General features: G+C 63.4%; 15 protein-coding genes and 5 pseudogenes. 13 read left to right on the forward strand and 7 right to left on the reverse strand.

Annotated elements, in window-relative coordinates; all coding sequences use genetic code 11:
* Positions 1-440: 440 nt before the first annotated feature.
* The 6 genes and pseudogenes from ABH933_RS04315 to ABH933_RS04340 all read left to right on the forward strand — a co-directional run.
* Positions 441-563 (forward strand): annotated as a pseudogene (locus ABH933_RS04315) (acyl-CoA dehydrogenase family protein); the annotation flags it as partial.
* 219 nt (positions 564-782) lie between these two features.
* Complete coding sequence (locus tag ABH933_RS04320) at positions 783-968, forward strand: hypothetical protein (RefSeq protein WP_429454914.1); 186 nt, start codon at positions 783-785, stop codon at positions 966-968.
* A gap of 726 nt (positions 969-1,694) precedes the next feature.
* The gene (locus ABH933_RS04325; RefSeq protein ID WP_429454915.1) at positions 1,695-2,399 is read left to right on the forward strand and encodes a DUF5995 family protein; all 705 of its coding nucleotides are present in this window, start codon (positions 1,695-1,697) and stop codon (positions 2,397-2,399) included.
* Between the two features lie 306 nt (positions 2,400-2,705).
* A pseudogene (locus ABH933_RS04330) lies at positions 2,706-3,044 on the forward strand (heat-shock protein HtpX).
* Positions 2,999-3,211 (forward strand): annotated as a pseudogene (locus ABH933_RS04335) (IS256 family transposase); the annotation flags it as partial. The pseudogenes ABH933_RS04330 and ABH933_RS04335, both read left to right, overlap by 46 nt.
* Before the next feature lie 67 nt (positions 3,212-3,278).
* On the forward strand, positions 3,279-4,409 hold the full coding sequence (locus ABH933_RS04340; RefSeq protein ID WP_429415797.1) for an ankyrin repeat domain-containing protein: 1,131 nt from the start codon (positions 3,279-3,281) through the stop codon (positions 4,407-4,409).
* 870 nt (positions 4,410-5,279) lie between these two features.
* Here ABH933_RS04340 and ABH933_RS04345 read toward each other — a convergent pair.
* Positions 5,280-8,528, reverse strand: a complete 3,249-nt coding sequence (locus ABH933_RS04345; protein ID WP_429415497.1) for a protein kinase domain-containing protein — start codon at positions 8,526-8,528, stop codon at positions 5,280-5,282.
* Between the two features lie 116 nt (positions 8,529-8,644).
* Between ABH933_RS04345 and ABH933_RS04350 the strand changes: the two genes are divergently transcribed.
* Complete coding sequence (locus ABH933_RS04350) at positions 8,645-9,460, forward strand: SDR family NAD(P)-dependent oxidoreductase (protein ID WP_429415800.1); 816 nt, start codon at positions 8,645-8,647, stop codon at positions 9,458-9,460.
* Here ABH933_RS04350 and ABH933_RS04355 read toward each other — a convergent pair.
* Both ABH933_RS04355 and ABH933_RS04360 read right to left on the reverse strand, forming a co-directional pair.
* Positions 9,373-10,365, reverse strand: a complete 993-nt coding sequence (locus tag ABH933_RS04355) for an MFS transporter (RefSeq protein WP_429415500.1) — start codon at positions 10,363-10,365, stop codon at positions 9,373-9,375. The two genes, ABH933_RS04350 and ABH933_RS04355, sit on opposite strands and share 88 nt — an antisense overlap.
* A gap of 14 nt (positions 10,366-10,379) precedes the next feature.
* Complete coding sequence (locus ABH933_RS04360; RefSeq protein WP_429415502.1) at positions 10,380-11,072, reverse strand: alpha/beta fold hydrolase; 693 nt, start codon at positions 11,070-11,072, stop codon at positions 10,380-10,382.
* Positions 11,073-11,225: 153 nt separating this feature from the next.
* On the opposite strand from ABH933_RS04360, the pseudogene ABH933_RS04365 reads away from it, so the two are divergent.
* A pseudogene (locus tag ABH933_RS04365) lies at positions 11,226-11,495 on the forward strand (transposase); the annotation flags it as partial.
* Positions 11,496-11,965: 470 nt separating this feature from the next.
* Here the strand turns inward: ABH933_RS04365 and ABH933_RS04370 are convergent.
* Positions 11,966-12,856, reverse strand: coding sequence for an alpha/beta fold hydrolase (locus ABH933_RS04370; RefSeq protein ID WP_429415505.1), 891 nt, complete (start codon positions 12,854-12,856; stop codon positions 11,966-11,968).
* A gap of 213 nt (positions 12,857-13,069) precedes the next feature.
* Here ABH933_RS04370 and ABH933_RS04375 point away from each other — a divergent pair.
* From ABH933_RS04375 to ABH933_RS04385, 3 genes and pseudogenes are all read left to right on the forward strand, one after another.
* Positions 13,070-13,228: pseudogene (locus ABH933_RS04375) on the forward strand (helix-turn-helix domain-containing protein); the annotation flags it as partial.
* A gap of 579 nt (positions 13,229-13,807) precedes the next feature.
* Positions 13,808-14,305, forward strand: coding sequence for a hypothetical protein (locus tag ABH933_RS04380; protein ID WP_429415508.1), 498 nt, complete (start codon positions 13,808-13,810; stop codon positions 14,303-14,305).
* Positions 14,306-14,984: 679 nt separating this feature from the next.
* Positions 14,985-15,752, forward strand: a complete 768-nt coding sequence (locus tag ABH933_RS04385) for a hypothetical protein (RefSeq protein ID WP_429415511.1) — start codon at positions 14,985-14,987, stop codon at positions 15,750-15,752.
* Positions 15,753-15,783: 31 nt separating this feature from the next.
* Here ABH933_RS04385 and ABH933_RS04390 read toward each other — a convergent pair whose 3' ends face one another.
* Positions 15,784-16,329: a hypothetical protein gene (locus tag ABH933_RS04390; RefSeq protein ID WP_429415513.1), complete on the reverse strand. Its 546-nt coding sequence runs from the start codon at positions 16,327-16,329 to the stop codon at positions 15,784-15,786.
* 25 nt (positions 16,330-16,354) lie between these two features.
* On the opposite strand from ABH933_RS04390, the gene ABH933_RS04395 reads away from it, so the two are divergent.
* Complete coding sequence (locus ABH933_RS04395) at positions 16,355-16,495, forward strand: hypothetical protein (RefSeq protein WP_429415516.1); 141 nt, start codon at positions 16,355-16,357, stop codon at positions 16,493-16,495.
* 134 nt (positions 16,496-16,629) lie between these two features.
* On the opposite strand, the gene ABH933_RS04400 is transcribed toward ABH933_RS04395, so the two are convergent.
* A complete protein-coding gene (locus ABH933_RS04400) occupies positions 16,630-16,896 on the reverse strand; it encodes an NUDIX hydrolase (RefSeq protein ID WP_429415519.1) in 267 nt (88 codons plus the stop codon).
* 579 nt (positions 16,897-17,475) lie between these two features.
* Positions 17,476-19,935, reverse strand: a complete 2,460-nt coding sequence (locus tag ABH933_RS04405; RefSeq protein WP_429415522.1) for a hypothetical protein — start codon at positions 19,933-19,935, stop codon at positions 17,476-17,478.
* A 1,168-nt stretch (positions 19,936-21,103) separates the two neighbouring features.
* On the opposite strand from ABH933_RS04405, the gene ABH933_RS04410 reads away from it, so the two are divergent.
* On the forward strand, positions 21,104-21,378 hold a 275-nt coding region (locus tag ABH933_RS04410; RefSeq protein ID WP_429415802.1), incomplete at its 3' end, for a transposase domain-containing protein.

A 21,378-nucleotide genomic window follows, 5' to 3' on the forward strand; every position in this document is an offset into this window, starting at 1 on the left:
CGCGCCCACCGCGCCAGGTTTGTCAGCTCACGACAGCCTGGATCGAGTTGTTGTATCGGACGTAGTTGCTGCCTTCGAACAGGACCCCTCCGCAATCGCCCCCAGCCGAGCGGTCCGTTCCTCACGCGTCGAATCCCAGTCCGCCATCTCCACACAGCCTCTCTCCCGACCGATAGCTGACATCAATGACTGTAAAGACGCAGCGAGGCCCGGTTACCAAGATCACCCGAAGAAGACCGGAAGACTGTTTTGCCTGGAACCTCCCGATTCCCCACCCCCGATCCGCTCCGCACAACCCGGACGAGCACCGCCTGCGCCGACTGCGAGGGCTGCTACTGCGGCGAAGTCGAGACCGATCACGCTCGCCCGCCTTCGTTCACCGCCACACCTCGACCGCAAACCGTGGGTGCGCCGCGTCGGCGTCGCAATGGACGCCATCCACCGAGGCCCAGGGCAAGGTGGTGGATCGTTGCGTCCAGCTCTTCGGCGGCTACGGCTACATGCTCGAATACCCGATCGCACGCATGTACGCCGACGCCCGGGTGCAACGCAATCGTCAGTGATCAGCCGCCCGGCACCCAGGCCAGTGGACACCGAGCCCCTGGTGTCGGCGCAAACAGGAATGAGGAATTGACCGTGGAGAGGTATTGGATTGCGGCGTCGATGGCGTCCCGGTCGGTGACTTCGAAGGAAGGCCGGAAGCTGGCGAACTACCTTCGTTGTGTTGCCCGAGAAAGTGATAGGCCGTGACCGCCGAAAGGTTGTTCCCACCCGAAGGTGATGTGCACCTTCGGATCTGGCTGGCCGGCGTGGCCTTCGACTACACGGCCACCGCAGAGGCGGTGCGCAACTTGATCCACGACTGGAGACGAAAGCATTGGTGCACGATCGAATTGATCCGCGGCACCATCGAGGACCGCCGACTGCTGCGGCGCCTGCCATGCGAACGACTATTCCTCGGGCCATGACCAGCAGCGCACAGATGCCCAGCAAACCAGGTCGATCAGCGAGTTGCAGTCATGTTCGGACCTCATCGACACCCTCAACTCCGAGACCGGCAGCACGGTCATCGTCGTGCTTACACAACACCTGTTGCAATCTGCCACAGTCGCTGTGAAAGACGCTGAGCTGCAAAGATGTTCATCAACCGGTCGCCTCGCAGACCCGGACCCCCAGAGAACGAACTTCGCGCCGATAGCGAGCGACCACCGCCAGGTGGTGGGCGACGGTCGCGGGTTTGAAGTGGCGGATCTCCTGCATCTATCGCATGTACCGTTCGGCCTCGGTGCGGGCGACGGTGAGCGGGGTGAGCTGGTGGTCGGTGTACCAATAGAAGCACAGGCGCAGGTCGGATTTGGCGTGGATGCGTGATGCCGCGGTCCCGGCGAACCGCCATCATCCTGGCCGCCTACATGGCCTCAGCCACATCCGCCTAGCCCGGCCCGGCTGCGTGTCCGAATTCGTCGATTGTGCGTCTGCGATGGGTCTGCCATCTGTACTCTCGGTGATGTGCCGAAGCCACCCCGTCGGAGACCGGGATGGAGGGATGGACACCGCGGACTAGTCGAGTTCCGCTTCCGCGTGATCACATCTTACCGAGAACGACACCGTACGAATGGTTTACGCAATGCATTCAGCGCGGCGTCGGCACGATGCCGCATGACGGACGAAACGACCCCATGGAGGCTGACAGCATGACATCTGTCCAGATCCCCGGCCCCGTCGATGAAGTTATCCGGCGAATGCGCGCCATCAAGGACGAACTCGATCCGCGGGATGGAGTGGCGAGTTTCAACAACATGTATCTGCGGGTCACCGAACTGGTCGGAGAGCAGCTCACCGCTGGTTTCTTCGCGGACTCCGCGTTCATCGAACGTCTCGATGTCATCTTCGCGCAGCTGTATTTCGACGCGGTCGACGCAGACAAGCGCGGCAACCAGCCCAACGAGGTCTGGAGACCGGTCTTCGATTCCCGGTCGAATCGGACCGTGTGGCCGTTACAGTTCGCACTGGCGGGTATGAATGCGCACATCAATCACGATCTGGCGCTGGCGGTGGTCAAGACCTGCAAGGAGCGGGGCACCACGCCGGATACCAAACCGGTGCATGCCGACTACCTGAAGGTGAACGAGTTGCTCGCCAGGATCGAGGCTCAGGTCCGGGCAGAATACGAGCCCGCGCTACTGAAGCTGGCCAGCAAGGACGCCGAAGCGCTCAAGCACATCCTGAGTAGTTTCAGCATCGCCCGCGCCCGCGACGCCGCGTGGGTCACGACCCAGGTGCTCTGGATGCAGCGCGACAACAAGCAGCTGTTCGGGATGACACTACGAACTCTCGAGCAATCCGTCGCGACCGCCGGTCGAATGCTCCTCACACCCGTCGTTCCAATGCCACGCTGACAGGCCAGCGAACTCGACAACCCGGGCATGACGAATGTTGCCCAGGCACTGACGATTTCCTGACCCTGTCGAAAACCGAGTCTGAAGCACATCCCTATCAGCCGGTCGGCGTTGCTGCGGCTTGATCGGAAAGCTGCCCCGGATATCAGGCTGATCTCCGGGGCAGCCCGCGGTCGGCCCTCGGTGACACTACCTTCAACCGAGCGCGTGGCCGTGCCGTTATCTGGGCGCCGCCTGACCTCGATAAGGCATCAGTCCGAACCTCGCATTCCAGGTCTCGGGCATCGAACGGCGCTACCCGGCCTGATGTCGCCGAAACGCCTGCAGCACTTGGGTGGTCATGCTTGTCAGAACCCACGCGTGGCCCCTGCGCAGGCCATCGACCCGGCTGTGGTCGAGGCGATGGCCGAACTCGGCATCGACATCACCGCCCAGACACCGAAGATCCTCGCCCCGGACACGGTCCATACCTCCGATGTCGTGATCACCATGGGTTGCGGCGATGTCTGCCCGTACTCCCGGGCGTGGACTACCGCGACTGGGTCCTGGAAGACCTCGCAGGCCAAAGGCGTGGACGCCGTGCGCCCGATCCGCGGGCAGGGCCGGGCTCGCGAGCAGCCGGGATCGCGATGGCCTACAAGCTGATCGAATCCGTACAAGCCCGCTTGCGCAAGGTCAACGCGCCCGAACTGGTCGCGCTCGTCCGAGCCGGCGCGCTGTTCCACAAGGGCAAACTGCTCGAACGACCCGTCGACATCACGCCGACCCGGTCAACGGACCCGGCTGAGACCACCCGGACGGAGGTCGCGTGAAACTCGTTGAAGCAGAAGTCTTGACGGCATCTCGTTTCTGCGGGAAGAACCGCCACAAGTGGGAGACATGACGTTCACAGGGAGCAGGCACCATCACTCCATGGGAGATAACGCAGCACTGATCGCGGCGGTGCAGGATGGCGATCTGCGGCAAGCAGAAGCGCAGTTGGAGGCTGGTGCGGATACCAACGCAACTGACGCGGACGGCAACACCATGCTAGGGATTGCCGCGGCCCGAGCCAACGCGCAACTTGTCGAGCTTCTCCTGTCGTGGGGTGCCGACCCGAACGCTCGCTCGAGTGGTGGCATGACACCACTGATGCTGGCAGCCGATGCTGGAGCGCTCTCGGCTGCGATCGCACTGATGTCCGCCTCGGTCGAACTGTGGCACCGCAACAACGAAGGCCGTGACGCCTTGGACATTGCTTCCCGATGGCTCACGGTGGATCCGGAGGTGGAACTGCGTCGGCGTCTCGGGGCAGCGGACGGCGACGAGATGGTTGTGGAGCGCGGACAGGCGCCCGACGAGGGGCTGGGCTCGGTCGAGACGATCCGGGTCAGCACACCGAATGGTCATTTGATGATCCAGACCGGCCATGCCGCGATAGCGACCGAGCTGGAGAAAAGCTTCGGGATCCGGCCCGCCTTCGCCGAGCTGATGGCAAGAGGCCTCACCTACGAAGATCCCGATCACATCGGCCGAAGGTTTCCGGCGTGGGTCCTGGAGTCCCGGGGGGACGAGGAGACATTCGTTCTCGCTACAGCGGCGATCGTTTCCCCTGACCCGCGACAACGGCATTTCGCGGCGGAGGTGTTGCTGCGCTTCGGAGTCGACCTCGGCGACGATGTCGGATCGTTGAACGACAGGACAGTGGATCTGCTGCGCCGACGGGCCGCCGATGAACAGGAGCCGACTGTGCTGGAGCGAGTGCTCGTGGGGCTCGGACACCACTTCGACGCCCGAGCCATGCCGGAAATCCTGCTACACGCCAGTCATCCGGCCGCTGAGGTACGAGCAGCGGTTGCTTTCGCCTTGCAGGAACTCGCTTCCGCCACCGACGTCGAGGCATTCAGAGCTGTGGTCGCCCTCTGCCATGACGAGGATGCGGTCGTGCGCCGGAACGCGACCCTCGCATTGGCGTACATCCAACCGGATTCCCAATGGCCAGGGAGGCGCCTCCGCATCCACAGCTCTTGACAATATCTCCTGCGCTTCTTTGGCGGGCTCTACCTTCTGGGTTTCCGCGGCGGGGAAGCCGTTGTGAAGTAGATGAAAGAAGAGCCCAGTGGAACCATGCGACGCGGGCTGCGATGTTGGCCCCTTTGACGCTCTCCGAGCCCTCATCGACAACGCAGACCTAACCGCCTACTGGGACTTCCACATCGCCGGAGAACACCAGCGCGTCCACACCAACGACTATCAACTCGCAGCATGATCAACAGCCACTGGAAAGGAGCCGCACCCATCGCAGGTTCGGGCCCTCGGCGCGGCTCTTACAGCATTGACAGGTCAGCATCTACACGAAACCGCCGGGATTCTTGGCGATCAGCCCCAACGCGACGCCGATCCAGGAGATCGCTGGCACGAACAGGGCGATCACGCTGCCGCAGATCGGCACACCGCCGCCGCGTCGTGCAACGGCCCTCTGATCGTCGAGAGATCCTGTGCTCGACCGGCATGAGTGATCAGCTTGCATTGAAACGGCACAACCGGGAGAGGCTACTCGAGTGTGGACTCCAGCAATACGCCAGCGCTCACCACCACGGCAGTGGCGAGCCCGGCGCGCAGCAACACGGCGGTGTATCTGATCGGGTTGTTGTGACCGCGTGCCCAGCCAGCTAATGCACCGGCGTCAGTCACACTCGTAGTCGCGGGCGTTGGTCGCCTGCCACACGGTGCTGTCGAAGATCATCGGTGGAGGGTTTGAGGCTTCGCTCGATGCATTCGGGAACTGCTCCACGCGGCGTGTACGCAGACGTCGATGGATCCAGTTGTCGACACTGGCGTACCCATCACCGCTACTGATAGGCGCGTCTCGACACGTGGAGGTAAAGCGCCGAAGTCCGGCTAGGCCGAGGTGCCCGGTTGCAGGGTGTTGTGTTCGGCGGCCCATGCGGCGATCTGTAAGCGTGAGGTGAAGCCCAGTTTTCTCAGGATATGTTCCACGTGTCCCTCGGCTGTGCGCTGTGAAATCACCAGCCGGGCGGCGATGGCCTTGTTGGTCAGACCTCGGGCAACGAGATCGGCGACCTGATGCTCGCGCTTGGTCAGGTTTCCTGCTGAACGGAAGTCCGGCTCGGTGGCTTCGGCTCGCTCGCCGAGTGCGAAGCCCGCCGCGGTATCGAAACTCATCGCGGCGCCTCGCTGGCGGGCTGCCACGAATGCTCGTTCGCCGAGTGCCTTACGGCTGGACCGGACGCATTCCTCACGATAGACGTGTAAATCGCGAAACATGAGCGCGGAGCCCCCGGTAACACGGCCCAGCGAATTGGCGGCACCCATCAGGACAGCGGCGCGCCGGGCATGGTGCTGGTCGGCTGCGATCCAGGCCAGCGTCTCCAAACAGGCCCCGGCGACGAGCGGATCTGCCACCAGCCGGGACGATCGAATCCCCTGCTGCAGCAGATGCATGGCGCGCTCAGGATCACCTCTTCGCCACACAGTAAATCCCGCTGCCCACGACAACCATGCACGAAGCATCGTCTCACCGGCGGATTCGGTGATTGCGAGCCCCTTGTCGAGGTCCGCGAGAGCCCGTTCGGTATCCCCGTGCACTGCGTAGGCCCATCCGAGCGAAATCCGGGCGTCCAGCTGCAGTTTAAGGTTTCCTGATGCTTCGTAGGTGTCGACGGCATCGGCGAGGAGGGCGCCTGCGCGAGCCAGATCACCGTTACCTCCGGCAAGACACATATTTCCCTCGGCGTGCGCGAGCAGGGCTGCGACCAGCGGCTCGGCAGTCTGCTCGGCCAGGGTCCGGAGCTGTGTCATGGTGTCGGTGACGACCGGGAGGTCACCCTGCATCGCGGCCGTGACACCGGCTACGTGGAGTGCCTTTGCCCGGTCGGTGGTCGGCGCACCGGTCGTGTGGCCGAGCGCGCGCTCGCACCAGTGGCGGCCCTCGCTGAGCCGTCCACGCAGGGTCCAGAACATGTGGAGGGCGGCGGTCATCCGCAACGTGCAATCGTTGGACTCGGCCAGGCTGAATTCCAGCGCTTTGCGCAGATTGGGCAGTTCCCGCTCCAGCCGGGCAACCAATGGCAGCTGGTGTGGCCCGACCCATTCGGTCTCCGCCTGGGTCGCGAGCCGTTCGCACCACTGTCGATGCCGCCGAGCGTATTCGAGGTACTTCCCACTGGCTTCGGCCTTCTCCTTGCCGTATTCCTGGACGGTCTCGAGCATCCGGAAGCGGATCGCGCCGTCAGTTTCGTCGCGGATCAGGATCGACTTGTCCACCAGCGCGGACAGCGCATCGAACAATTCCGACTCGGTCAGGTCGGTGCCGCACACCTGTTCGGCGGCGTCGGGCTCGAAACCGCAGGCGAATACCGACAGCTGATTCCACAGCAGCTGTTCGACCGGCGTACACAGGTCATAGCTCCAGCCGATGCACAACCGCAGTGTCTGCTGCCGCATCGGGGCACCGCGACGCCCGCGAGTCAGCAGGTCGTAACGGTCGTCGAGCCGGGACAGGATCTGCTGGGGCGACATCGTCCGCAATCGGGCCGCGGCCAGCTCGATCGCCAGCGGTAACCCATCCAGGCGGGCGCAGATCCGGGCCACGGTGAGCTTGGTGTCGTCGGTTACGTCGAAGCCCGGCACAGCTGCGGCAGCACGTTCGGCGAACAAGGTCACCGCGTCGGAGCGCGCCGCCGACTTGTCCGTCGGATCAGGAATTCCCAAGGGGGGCACCGCGAACACTGATTCCCCGCCCACGCTCAGGGCCTCGCGACTGGTCGCCAGAATCCGCAGCTGTGGGCAGGTCCTCAGCAGCGATTCGGTCAGCGTCGCGACCGCATCGATCACCTGTTCGCAGTTGTCGAGCACCAGCAGCAGATTGCGCGAGGCCAACGATTCCGCCACCACCTCGAGCATCGGCCGGGCACTCTGGTTCCGCAGCCCGAGGGCGGCGGCCACGACGTCGACCACCAATGTCGTATCCCGCAGACCCCCCAACTCGACCAGCCGCACGCCGTCGGCGAAATCCCCCTTCACCTTGTGAGCGACGCGCAGTGCGAGCCGGGTCTTGCCGACCCCGCCCATTCCGGTCAGCGTCACCAGACGCGACCCCGCCAGCAGATTCTTGACCTCGGCCACCTGGATCCGCCGACCGACGAAGCTGGTGAGTTCGAGGGGAAGGTTCCCGATGCCGCTCTCTACCACCGGCATCGACATCACCGCCGATACCCGGTTGGCTCCTGCATCACCACGCAGGGCCATCTCATCAACGACGAAACCATGATTGTGCTCTACCTGCTGCAGTTGCCGACCCAATTCCGCAGCGGTTGGGCGGTTCCGAGAGTCGCGCGACATCGCCGCCTCGATCACCGCGCGCACGCCCTCGGGCATGCCGCTCTTGCGCAGATCGGGGACCGGTTGCCTCGTTATCCGCAGAAATTGCGCGACCACCTGCTCACCGCTGCGGCGCTCGAAGGCCGCGTGGCCGGTCAGCGCACAGAACAGCGTGGATCCCACCCCGTACACATCCGAGGCCCGGCTCGGGGCGTCGCCATTGAGGACCTCCGGCGCGGTGAACGCGGGTGAACCGGTGACCGTGCCGGTCGCCGTCTCGAATCCACCGGCGATATGGGCGATCCCGAAGTCAGTCAAGGCGGGTTCGCCGTAGTCGGTGAGCAGAATGTTTCCCGGCTTGATATCGCGGTGCAGAATCTCCGCCCGATGCGCCGTTTCCAGCGCACCCGCGATCTTCACCCCTAGGTGCAGCGCTTCTCCGACCGACAACGGACCGTCGCGGCGAATGCGTGCATCGAGGGAGCCGTGGGAGTGGTATGGCATCACCAGGTAGGGCAGACCGCTCGCGGTCTCACCGACCTCGAGCACATCGACGATATTGGGATGCCCCGTCAGCCGCCCCATCGCACGTTGCTCGCGAAAGAAACGCGCCCTATTCTCGTCGACCTCTCCGGTCAGCACCTTTACCGCCACCACGCGATCCAGAGCCCGCTGGCTACACCGATACACCTCGCCGAAACCGCCCCGCCCGATTTCCTCCGCATCCTCGAAACCGGCAGCACTCAACTCCGTGACGGCAGCAACACCAACATCACGCTGTGTTTGGAACGGATTGCTCTCGACCATCGGCTACTCGTGACCTAACCTTAGCGGGTCCTAGCCAGAGTAGCCTCGCCGTCAATGCCGGACCATGACGCCCACCGTGGCCGGCACAGCAGCCTGGTCGAACGCGCACGTGGTTCATCACCGGCGTCAACAGCGGTTTCGGCCTCGAGCTGGCCGGGCAGCTGCTCGCGCGCGGCGACCGGGTTGCCGGCACGGTCCGCCGAGAAGGTTCGGCCGACGACCTGAAAGCCGCGTATGGCGACCGGTTCTGGCTCGGGCATCTCGACGTCACCGATCTGCCGAAGGTCCGCGAAGTCGTGGACGCAGCCTTCGCGGACCTGGGCCGGATCGACGTCGTGGTCGTGAACGCTGGCTACGGCTTGTTCGGCGCGGCGGAGGAGATCACCGACGAGCAGGTCACACACCAGATCACGACGAACCTGCTCGGCGCCGTCCAGACGGCTCGCGCGGCCCTGCCCCACCTGCGCGCCCAAGGCGGCGGCCGGCTGATCCGGATCTCGTCGGTCGCCGGGCTCGCCGCACACGCCGGCGCTCGGTATCACACCCGGCTGACCGCTGACGGTCGCATTCGGTCCTGCCTGTTCAGCGACCGCGACACCGACCTGCGGGCGGCGCTGCGGTCCGATGCGACCGACGATGATCTGGCCGCGCTCTGGCGTGGCGCGATGTGGCAGAAGTCGGCGGGCCACGGAATCGACGCCCCCGACTTCGCCGCCATCGCCGATCTCACCGGTCGCAGCAGCGAAACCCTCGACTTGGCCCCCGAGGCCGCCATCGCCGACCTTCGTGTCGCGCTCACCGATCGCTACGGCGAAGATATGGACAGCATGCTCGATGTTGCCGCCTACCTCATCGGCGACGAACTCACCCGCGATCCGTCGGCCTCGCTGACGTCCTGGGTAGACGTGCTGCCCTCCTTCGCGGGCGGCTGAGCTACCTCGGCCGGTCGCCCTGCGGCGGCGGTGACGCCGAATGCGGCGAGTAAGGCGGCGAGCGCGAGGATTGCGGTGCTGGCTTCGAACGCGATCCGGAATCCTTGGGTCAGTGCGGTTTCGGGCGTCGCGCCGGTGCCGAGGAGCCCGGTGCTGCGATGAAACGCCACCGTGCTGAACACGCCGAGGCCGAACGCACCGCCCAACTGTTGTGTCGTGGTCACCAGCCCCGACGCCAATCCCGTGATGTCCTCGTGAGTTTCGCCGACCGCTGCGATCGTGATCGAGACGAACCCCAGGCCCATGCCGAACCCGGCGATCAACAGGCCGGGCAGCAACGCAAGGTAGCTGCCGGTGGGAGAGAGGCGCGAGAGCAGAAACATGCCGCACGCAGCTGCCGCCATCGCCGTCGTGAGTACCGGCCGGACGCCGAGGCGTGGCGTGAAGCCCATGGCGGCACCGAATCCCGCAGTGACCAACGCACAGAACGGAAGCCAGGCCAACCCAGTGCGCGCCGGACTGTAGTGCAGCACCTGTTGCATATACAGCGAGACGAACAGCAACATCGACAGAATGGCCGAGCAGAACAGCACATTGGCCGTGTTCGCGACAGCGCGGTCTCGATCGCGGAAGAAGTCAAGCGGGATCAACGGTGTGGCGTAACGCATTTCCCGCACCATGAAGGCCGCGAGCAAGCCGACGCCGATGGCGATCCGGATTGCCGTGGTCGTGCCTGCCGCTCGCCCGCTGTCAACCAGTCCGAGGTCAAGTGCGGCGACGGCTCCGGTGACCAATGCCGCGCCGATGCCGTCGAGCCGGGTGTTGTCCTGCCGCACACGAGGTTTCGTCGGAACGAGTCGCGGGACCGCGATGAACGCGATGATGGCCACCGGCACATTGATCAAGAAAGACTGAAGGCCTACGCCTGTGCCTCGACGGTCCTGGCGGCGTCACGGATCACGTCGAGGACGAATTCAGGGTGCGAGAGCATCGGGACGTGGCTGCTGTCGATGTCATAGGTCTTCGCGCCCATGCGCTTGGCGGCGGCCCGCTCCAGGTCGGGGTTCACGGTACGGTCATTGTTGCAGACGATGTACCAGCTCGGCTTCGTGCGCCAAGCCACGCCGGGAACCTGCTGGTTGAAGAGGTCGGCGACCGGCACGGCGCCCACGGACACGACCAGCTGCTGCTCGGCTTCCGGGAGGTCACCGCAGAAGTCGGCGACGCCCTCGGGCTTGAGCCAGACGCGGTTGTCCTTGACCTCGATCTTCGAGAAGACGGGCGTCTTCTCGAACTTGTCCTGCTCGTCCTGCGACGTCTCGTTCTCATCCGGGCCGAGTGCGGCAATGTACACCAGAGCCTTGACGCGGTCGTGAACGCCCGCCTTGGTGATCAGGGTCCCGCCGTAGGAGTGACCGACGAGCACGACCGGGCCGGGCACGTGGTTGATGGTGAAGGTAACGGCCGCGACATCGCTTTCGAGCGAGTCGAGGCCGTGCTGCGAGGCGAACACCTCATGGCCTTCAGCCTGGAGGGTGGGGATGAGCTTGTTGAAGCACGATCCGTCGGCCCAGAGCCCGTGGGCAAACACGATGCTAGCCTTGCTGGCCATAGCATTTCCTCCTCAACGGTATCAATGCATGATGGCGTCCAACGTGTCACTTTACGTGGTGGACGCGCATGTCGCTCGATCCCGTCAATTGGCCATGCGGGCCGCCTCTGGCCGGCTGCGCCAGATTCCAGACAAACAGTGCTCCGTAGGGACGATCGGCGCTGCTGGGTGTTGTCGGTCCTGGTCACCGCCGGTCAGGCCGGTGACAGCCCGCAGTTCACTGCGGTGCTGGACGGTATTTCGGTTCCGAAACTCGGTGGCGGCCGGGCGCGGGTGCGACCGGATCGGGTGTTGGCCGACAAGGCGTATTCCAGCCGTGGTAACCGGGAGTGGTTGCGTCGTCACGGGATCGCCGCGACTATCCCGGTCCCGGCGGACCAGGCCGCGCACCGGCGGCGTCGAGGCCGTGCCGGTGGGCGGCCGTAGTGAACATCGACCAGGGTGGTCCCATCACCCTGCCAAGCGACATTCGGCGAGGACGAAGCACCAATCGCGAGCTGAGGACGATTCGCCTACTCCGACAACCAGTCTCGCGGCTGCGCCATCCGGAAGCTAGAGGCTGAGCGTAGTCCGGATAAGCCGGATGGCTTCCATCAGCCTTAGCGCCCACACGAGCAGAAATCACCTGCGTCAGATGCCTCCGCCGGGTTCCTCAGCCACCTGCTCGCGGGGCCTTGTACTGGACCAGCGGTTGTGTGGTTCCCCTTGCCGCAGAACCAGAGAATGAACTGTCATCATCGCCGTCGACCGGATGAGTGGTCCACTGATGGTTCTTCACAGTGGGTGAAGTCGAGGAGGCGTGGGCTGGCCAGGTTCGTGCTGGCGCGGGCGTCAGCCGGATTGGTCGACAGTGCCACCGGTAACGACGCCAACCACCCGGTTCTGTCGCTGGTTCAACCTTCGCCGTCGCGTTGCGGCGCCCATTCCCGGATCGCGGCGATGATCTGCTCGGGCGCGTCTTCCTGGATGTAGTGGCCCGCGCCCTCCAGGATGACGGTGCGATGCTGGGGAAAGACCCGCTCCCAGCGGCGACGCTCCGGTTCGCGGAACGCCACATCCTTCGTCGGCCACACCAGCAACGCGGGCTTGTTACCCAGGGCGGGTAGCCCTCGCTCGATCTCGGCGAGAAACGGTCGGCTGCCGAGGATTTCGCGAGGGAACACGTGCATCGGACGCCTCGACTCGGACGTCGGGAACGGCCCACGGTAGGCGTCCATCACCGACTCCGATAGCTTCCGGTGCCGGACACCGAGCGGTATGAGCCTCTCGACGAAGAAGTTTCGACGCAGAATCAGGTAGCGGCCGATCGGACCGCCCAGTGTCCGGGAGAACACCTGCGTTCCCAGATCCGATTTCGGCCAGGCCCAGGTATTGCCGATCACGAACGCGGCGAACCGATCCGGATGCCGCGTCGCGACCGCGAACCCGATCGGTCCGCCCCAATCCTGCACCATGAGCGTCACACCCGACAGGTCGAGCTCGGTGACGAATCGCTCGACGACCCTCGCGTGCTCGGCGGGCGTGAAACCGTATCCAGGGCCCGGGCGTGAGAGGCCGAACCCGGGGTAATCCAAAGCGATGCAGCGAAATTGGCCGCCGAGATGGGTGATCAACTCACGGTAGAGAAACGACCAGGTGGGGTTGCCGTGCAGAAGTAGCATGGGTGGACCGACGCCTTCGTCGACGTAATGGACGCGAGTGCCGGCCAGGTCGAGATAGCGGTGCTCGAAGGGGTATGAGTCTCGGGGCACCCAGGACGGAATTGCCGGTGTGTCTTCGGACATGTCAACCTCCTCGGGCGAAGCTTACGGAGTAGCTGCTGCGGATCGCATTCGCGAAACACCTACCCGACTGGATTGACCACCATTGAACGATGGAGTCTGCGACTTAGGTCGGGGATGCATCAGCAACGCAGGACGGACCGGCGGTCGCAAAAAGACTGCTCGTTCCCCCGCTCGGCCTCGCGGCGCTCGGACGCCGGGCGCAACCGGACCCGGATCCTGAACGTCGCGCGGGCGGCGCTGGCCGGCTCCGGGGAGGTCAGCCTGCATACGATCGCGAAACGAGCCGACGTCGGGCAGGGCACGCTGTACCGGCACTTCCCGACCCGCGAAGCGCTGGTGCTCGCGGTCTACCGGCAGGACATGCGCGAGCTGGTCGAATGATTCACTCCCGGGCCCGCACCCTGGGGTGAGATCCCGCCCCACCCTCGGGGGGCCGGGAGTGATCTCGAGGGTTGCTGTCGCAGGTACCGCCGAACAGGGAAATTGGAGGTACGAACACCGCCGCCACCGAGACCCTGGGATCCGATCATGCACTCGAAGGCTCCGACACTCCCGCGCGATGTCAGCAATCATGCACCCGTTGCGGAGACCGACAGCCGTATTCCTGCTGTCGCGCACCGCTTTCGTGCCGTGGCTGCGCTGAACCGTCCCGGTCGTGGGCATTCTCGCCGCCCTGGCACTGCTCGTTCCCTAGCTGGGGTCACCTGGAAATCGCGGCGGAGGCAGGTGTTGGCGGGCCTCGGTGCGCTCGGGGCTCTCGTGGTGTTCGTTGTCCCGCAGCCGGTTGCCGGGGCGGCCGTGGGTTCTGCGGGTGCGGAAAATCCCGCAGCCCGTGCGCCTGCGGCTGCGGAAAATCCCGCAGCCCGTGCGGCTGTCGCGGAGTTGACCGGAGCACATCCGGGGACGGTCGCGATTCCGACGGATTTCGCCGACGAAAGTGGATACCGGCCCGTGATCACGGACGGGCTGCTGGTCGATCCGGGTGGCGAATGTTCCTCGCCGGTGCGCTTGCCCGCCGAATTCCGGACCGCGTGCCAGGCGCACGACCTCGGCTACGACATGTTGCGCTACGCCGACGCCCACGGGCAGCCGCTGGGCCCGTGGGCGCGCCGAGCCGTCGACACCGCGCTCGAACAGCGAATGCGGAGCGCCTGCGATCACGAGCGGGAGCAGGCCCGGTGCCAGGCTATGGCCACCGTCGCGGCAAAGGCGGTGGACCTGAACTCCCGCCGTCAGAACTACGCGACGCCCCGGCCCGAGTATCTCTTCGGGACCAAGCTCTCGGGCGAACATTTCGGCCTCCAACTCCTCGCCGTGGCCGCCCCTGTCGCACTGGCGCTCAGCGCTACCGCGCGTGCTCGTCACCGAGTTCGTACGCGGCAGCCGGCGGCGAACGGCGCAAAACACCGGGGGGCCACTCGGGGGGCCGACCAAATCAGCCCACCCTGAACGACCCTGCGGCGCAGGTCGGAGCCGGTTTCGGCGGCTCGGCGTCCCCCAGGATTTATGTCCGAATCAGCACATCGCACGTAATCCCCTCGGCTGTGCGATGAGCAGTCCTTCCAGGGGTCGCCGTAGTATCCGCCGAGAAACGGGCGGATATTGCCGTATATTCCTGGTAGAGAACGGTATTCGATGATGGTTACCGTCGTCGCAGCCACCGCCGAAGCCCGCCGGTGGAACCGGTCTCCTGTAGCTCTGGTTCCGGCGGCGGCTCTGGGACGGGATCGGCCGGTGGCGGGGTAGCCGGGCCGGGCGGGAGGAAGTCCGGGACGTCGTCGAGTGGTACCGGCGGTGCGATGATCTGCCCCTGGTCCATCCGCGACGGGAAGGTCAAAACCAGCCCGAAAGACGCGTAGCCGGATCTGTCAGCGGTCGACAGGAACGAGGTGCCGGATCGGCCACCAGTACGGCCAGGTGCCCGGGTGGTCCGCAAGCCCACCGGATACGACGGCGGATGGATCGGCCGCGTGCGGTACTCACTGCCCTACGCCGACGGCCGACCACCGGTGCGGGTTTCGGGCATTCGACCACGAGAAGAGGGTTCGGGCCTTCCGGTGATGGGGGTTTGATGCATATGCGTCAACGGCGGCGCGAAATCGCTGTGGAGCTGGGTACGCTCGCCGACGTGGACTGGAATGTCGCCGATCGAGAACTGGTTTCGTGGCTCGGTACGCCCGAAACTGATCTCGGATGGTGTGGGTACAAGATCGATTCACGACCGGATGCGGTGTGGCTGCTGAACGCGATGTACGAACGCGAGTCGGGCTCAGTGGAACTCACCTACGACCAGGAGTGGCGGCAGCGGCTAGCTGCCGGACACGAGAAGCCGATGGTGGTCCCCGGCTTCGACCTCGAAGCCAACTCGGTCGTGATCGGCAACGAGCTGGGCCGCTCCGAGCACCCCGGAGCGGGCTGGAAGAGACTGCGCTGGACCGAACTCGCGGCTCGGCTGGGCGAGCCGACGGTTGATGAGGGCCGGTACCCCGGTTCCCGCAGCCTGTCTGGCGCACACACGAGCGGGAGTTGGCCGGTGAGCATCCGCCCGCCCGCTGAGGGCTCCCTCGATCGGGAGTCGTGGCAGACGCTGATCGATGTTCTGATCGCGTGGTCCCCTGGCGGTGCTGGCACCCCGTGCGTGGCGTACTTCGGCCCCGCGGTCAGTGGTGAGTTCGACACCGGAGTCACGGTCTCGGGCCCTCTCGGCGGCGCTGTGGACCTGTACGACCATCCGAGCGGCGTCGGCTCACCCTCGAATCTGTGGGCCGCCGACCGATCCTGGATCACCTGGTCAGATTGGGACCTGTGCGCCACCAAGGTGGCCGGCCCGACCGAGCTGATCGAGGAGCTCCGGGCCGCGCCGGGACTCGAAGCGCTTCGCCTGCCCTGGTGCTGACAAGCTCGACGGCGATTGTCGGTTTCCGTACTCACGCACACGGATGTCCGGAGGCTGTCTGCCCAAGGACCCCGCGGGTGCTACGTGGCCTGCGTTTGCTCGATGCAGCGTTCGCGGACCTCGGCTTCAATCTTCTCCACGGTGCGGCCCCAGCCGCCCTCCCATTCGTCGGCGAGCCCGTAGAGATCGCCAGAGGAAGCATCTGGACTTCGGCGTCGTAGTCGGCGTGGAAGACGATCTGCTCGACTTGTTGGGCGACCCATAGTGCGCTGGCCTGCCCGGTCAGGTGCAGTTCGGCGATGAGCCCGAAGGCTTCACTCGCCGCGGCCGAGAGCGTCATGGTCAGTTCGACACCGGCCTCGGCCAGGGCCGCGGGCAGCAGGTCGCGCACCGTACGGGGTTCGCGCCCGTTCAGACCCGCCAGTTCCCGCAGCGCTGGGCCGTCGTGGCCGTCTGCGAGCCATTGCGCGGCCCACCAGGGGACGCGTTCGGAGGGTGCGGTGCCGAGTCTGAGCCAGGCTGCGACGGTGCCCGGCGCCGGAGTCCGGCTCTCGTAGTGGTCGAAATGGCGGGTCATTGGTGATCCTCTCAACGGGCAGCATGTGCGGATCGGCGAGCACGGGGTCAACGTGTTCGAGGTGCTCGAGATCGACGGTGACCACGCGACGATCCAGTCCGTCCAGGACGCGCCCGGCCGGTATCCGTGGCCGATGCGGATCCAGGATCTCGTACCGGTCGAGTGATCCCGTCCCACGCCCGGGGGCGGCAGCGTCTGCGAAGGTAAGCGAAAGATGTTGGCGGATGGCAGCATCCAATCATGTCATTGTCCTGGCTCGCTACTGCCGATCCGCCGCGTGGAAGTGCGCTGGTGGACTGGCTACCGGTCTTCGCTCCGCTCGCTCCGATCGTGGCCGCATCCATCGCAGTCGTTGTAGCTCGCTGGAACGTTGACTTCACGAATGACGGCTTCGGATACCGTCTCGCCGGTCTCGAGTCCACCACCCGGAATCGAATACAAGTTGTTGTCGGTCTTGTGGATCATCAAGATCCGTCCATGACCGTCGAGGACGAGCGCACTTGCCGCAACCTTGATGCTGTTCGGCGTCGGGGCGTTCGGGTCCTGGAAGTAATCGGTCCGGGTCACCGGTGAACCTCTCCGAAGCGGGCTGGTTGAGCTCCGTTCCATACATGCTCGAAGCTCGTCATGTACGTCTCGAACAAGTCGCCGGCGGGCAAGTGTGCCGCAGGTGAAGTGCCGGAAGGATGTCGAGCTCGGCGGCGGTGCTGTCCAACAGGCGAACCCAGAGGTCTGCTGGAATCGAGTTCCGATGCGGATAAACCTTCAGAACCTCTGATTCTGCGGCTTCGGCGCGTCGTTCTGCCCTGCAGGACGACGGGAATCTGCTGTCCCTGCACCTCCGCGTACCAGGACGGTCCCCAGATGGTCCCCAACTCAGAATCGTCAGATAGCAAGAAACCCCTTCCGATCAAGGTCGGAAGGGGTTTTCTTCTGTCGGGCTGACAGGATTTGAACCTGCGACCACCTGACCCCCAGGAATGGAGCCGATCCATTTTCGCACGTCAAACACGATGTGCATGTTGACTCGAATGCCGCCTGATCGGGAGATGTTCGTGGGAGCGCAAGGGCGTGTGGTCCCCAGATGGTCCCCAACTCCCGGAAGTTCAACAACTACCCAGAGTTCCTACGAATACACGGACTCAATCATCTCCGTATGCTTCGCGCGATTGCGGCCGCCACAGTTGTTACCAATAGCCAACCGCCAACCCTTAAAACCACTGATACGACCATAGACAGTCCTCCTGTCCTCCATGAATTGACCTGCCCGAACGAAGAAAATGGCAGGAGGAGGTCAAGCGAGTATAAAAATGGATTCCAAGTCGGGTGATCAGACGCCCGGACCGGACATAAACCTGACTGAATTATACCGCCCACATTGCAGTGTCCTGTCCCAAATTTTAGCAGAAGTGCGCCAATAATCCACATAGCACATGCCCAGATCAGCACTCGAACGGGACGGTAGCCGAATCCGATCAATATGTCCTGAACCATTCCCCATATCCGTGTCGGCAACCGTCGGCCTTCGTATGCGCGACGAGCCGCAGCTAAACGAACATCACGTTCATCATCCAATAGCCCTTGAGATGCATATATAGATGCGAGTTGCTCGTATGGTTGTGGAGAGAATTTGGGGGTGGCATCAAGCAGCCAGTTAATACGGTCGTTAGTAGTAGTCGAAGATGCAAGTTTCGTATAGGTAAGACCCTCGATATTGCTCTTGCCCTCTTTAGGCCACGCCGCTAGATCGTCTTCCAGAGTTTCGACAGAACCATTATCTATTCGCACCTCCCCTAAAGGCATTGAACTTGGGGAAAATTTTAGTGTAGCTGCGTGAATATTGTCCGCAACTAGCGCCGGAACATCACGTCCACTCAGTGTTGCACGAGTTATGTCTAGGGTTCTGCCGATTTCCATCGAATTTACCACTAAGGATTGGGTAAGCGTGGCGCTTCGCAGGTCCACGTCACCAAGAACAGATGTTCCTGTCAACCGGACCGACGTACCTCGCCAATGGCCACGGTATCGACGATCGGCTGGAGTGCCCAAGCTAGCGCCATGCGCCGGCGTACCGTTCAAGGTTGCGTCGGCCAGACGGAGGTCCCCTCTAAAATTACAATTAGGAGCATCGAATGCTCCATTGAATATTGCCCGATCGGCAATAAAAGGCCCATCAATCTTTGCTCCACCCAAGCTGATTGACTTTTGAGATACCGAACCGATCGTAGACTCGCTGAAATCAACTGGCCCATTGAGTTGGGCCTCTGACATCGAAATTACGCCCTCGCACTTCAAACCCCCGGCCGCAATCCCACTGGCCGTCATTCTATCGAGTGCTAGCGCAGCCCCTTGGGCTGGCGGAACCCAGTGACCATTTCTCATGAATATTCCACCGCTAATAGTTGCGGCCTGCAGATCCATTCCACCTCGAATGTCCACGTCTTTTGCTAGCAAGTCGCCACCGATTTCAATATGATCAGCGCTTATGCCGACCCTACGGTTGTCATCGGTAGTTAACTTCAGCGTATCAATGTTGACGTTGCATTCAACTCGCGCCCCGTGGAGGTATATCGAACCTTTCGCGGTCATGTTGTTATTAAGGAGCAGAGTTCCGTCGACGAACGCGTGATCAGCCCGTATCGAATCTCCTCGATCCCCATCGAGCTGTGCCCCTCCGAGGTTGACCTGGCACGATATGGTAGCGTGATGAAAAGACAATGAGCCCTTCAAATGAGCAAACCGGGCATGGATCCCATGCTTGACAACGGCATGGTCAAGGTCAACGGCATTCCCGCCATCTCCCGAGATTGTTACCCGCACCATATTCACTGAACCGCCTATCTCGGCCCCGTCTAGATGTATGCTGCCGGTCGATTGAAATTTCTCACCGAAATTAAGAGACCCTCCTGTGCGGAGCAGTCGAGCGGACAATGCATACCCTTTAGAAGCGGAAAGTTTCGCGTCGCCCAGCGAAAAATTTCCACCGACTCGGGTCGTATTAGCGCCGATGGATCCATTTGAAATAATTCCCGATATGTTGAGATCGTGCAAAATACGCGCGCCACATAAGCAAACTGCATGAGATGCGGCACTATCTGAGACTTCAGCCTGTCGCGCAGACAGGCTGAAGATTTCGGCATCCTCAAACGAAACTTCGGAACTTGATTCCAATTTGTCTAGCCATATAGCTCCTTCGCATTTGAGTCGCTTAGCACTGAGGCCGGGTAGTCGACAGCCTACAAAGCCTACGAAAGACGCATTCGCATCATTGAGATTAGGGCGCTCGTCAAAAGCGCATCGAGTAAAGTTAAATGGCGCCAAATCTCCGCAGCCGAGATCAAGAGTGCCGGTTACTCGCGCGCCAGCCAGCGTAATTCGTAATGGAACATTTTCGTCGTGTTTAGGGGGGCTCAAAATAAGTTGGGTGAGGACACTCGCGCGAACTATTCGGTCAGCCCCCCAATGACGTGCTTCGGATAGCGGCTCATTTAATGATTCCCCGGAGCCCAGATCGAGCGTCTCGCCCCGGCGGATCGCCTCCAGTACCGCCAGCTCGGCGTTGCTCCAGCCGTCGGTTTCGTACTCATCGGTTCGGTTGGATTCCAATCCGGTTCCCTACTTCGATCGTCAGACTGCTTTGACAGATTGATCTTATGGTGTGGTCTCCGTGCAGTGCTCAATATCGACAAACCAGCCAGCGGTGCTCTCTCGTGATGGTTGGGTTGCGCTTCCATCCGGTCTGACCGGCAGAACGGCCGGGATTCTGCCGGGATAGTGCCGAGACTCTGCCGGGACTCAACTAGTCCCGGCAGAGTCCCGGCAGGTGGTCTTGAAAACCTGCCCTGACATGCGCCTTCGGCGCACGGAAACCCATCAAGATCTCAGGGCAGGTTTTCAAGACCACCAAGAAGAAGAGGACCACAAGGAAGAGAGACCACAAAGGAGCGAACCACAAAGGAGGGCTGGGCGCGTACGTTGCGTTGGCGAGCGGGGCGCGTGGGGACGGGACCACAAGGGGGCGGGGTTGGATACGGATGCTGCGGTTGGCGTGGCTGGCCAGCTTCTCGGTCGCGGTTGAGTTGCCAGCGGCGGGTGCGGGTTTCGGACATTCGACCACAAGAAGAGGGTTCGGGCCTTCCGGCAATGGGGGGGTTTGATGCGTTTGCGTCATCGAAGGCGCGAAATCGCTGTGGGCGCTGAACATCTGCCGCGCTCTAGGTGTGCTGTCTCGGGAGTTTGGTTACACGGTGTCGATCTCGAGGGGCAGCTGTTCGGGACCGAGGACCGACGGGGCCGGGCAGCGGTGGCGCGGTTGGTGAGCCCGGCAGTCACGTTGAGTGGCCGGGCGTGGTCCGGAGCTCTGGTAGGTGGCCGGGTAGTGCCCGAAAGGTGTCGGTCCCCCTTGGCATACTGACTTTCGATCGGCGCTACTGGCAGAGGGGCGCGCCGCTGACATCGGATGAGGGTCCTAGTGGCTGAGGGCAAGTTGTCATCGTTGCCATCCGCGGAGGGGCGGCAGGCGTGGCTGGTGATGTTGAAGTTGGAGTACCGCCGGCTCGGTGGGGGTAGCAAGTACGACGACGATCCCGCATCCCACTACAGCTGGGACAGCACTGTTGCTAACTGAGGTTCACCCAAGGCCGGGTAGTTAGTGTTTTCGCTGGTGGCGCAAGCGATTTGAGGATTTCAGGCATAGGGCAACGGAGCTCGTTGGTTCAGGTAGTCGACCAAGACAGCCTGTCGCCGAGGAGCTCCGTTGCCGTTTCATTCTCCCCTGCCTCCCGCGTTGGCGGCGATCACTCGGTCGGTGACCGTGGCCGCGGGCCGGTTCGCTGCCGGTCATCTGGGCGAGTTGACCGTGGTGGTGCCCTTCGAGCTTGTCGACGCGGTCCTTGAGGAGACCCGGTCGGTGCAGCGCCGGTTGCGTGATCTCCCGTCTCGGGTCGGGGTCTACTTCCTCCTGGCGATGTGCTTGTTCCCCGAGGTGGGTTATCGGGCGGTCTGGGACAAACTCACGGCCTCGCTGGCCGGGATACCCTTGCCCGCCCC

It is taken from the genome of Nocardia sp. GP40, from assembly GCF_050434125.1.
GTDB lineage: Bacteria > Actinomycetota > Actinomycetes > Mycobacteriales > Mycobacteriaceae > Nocardia > Nocardia albiluteola.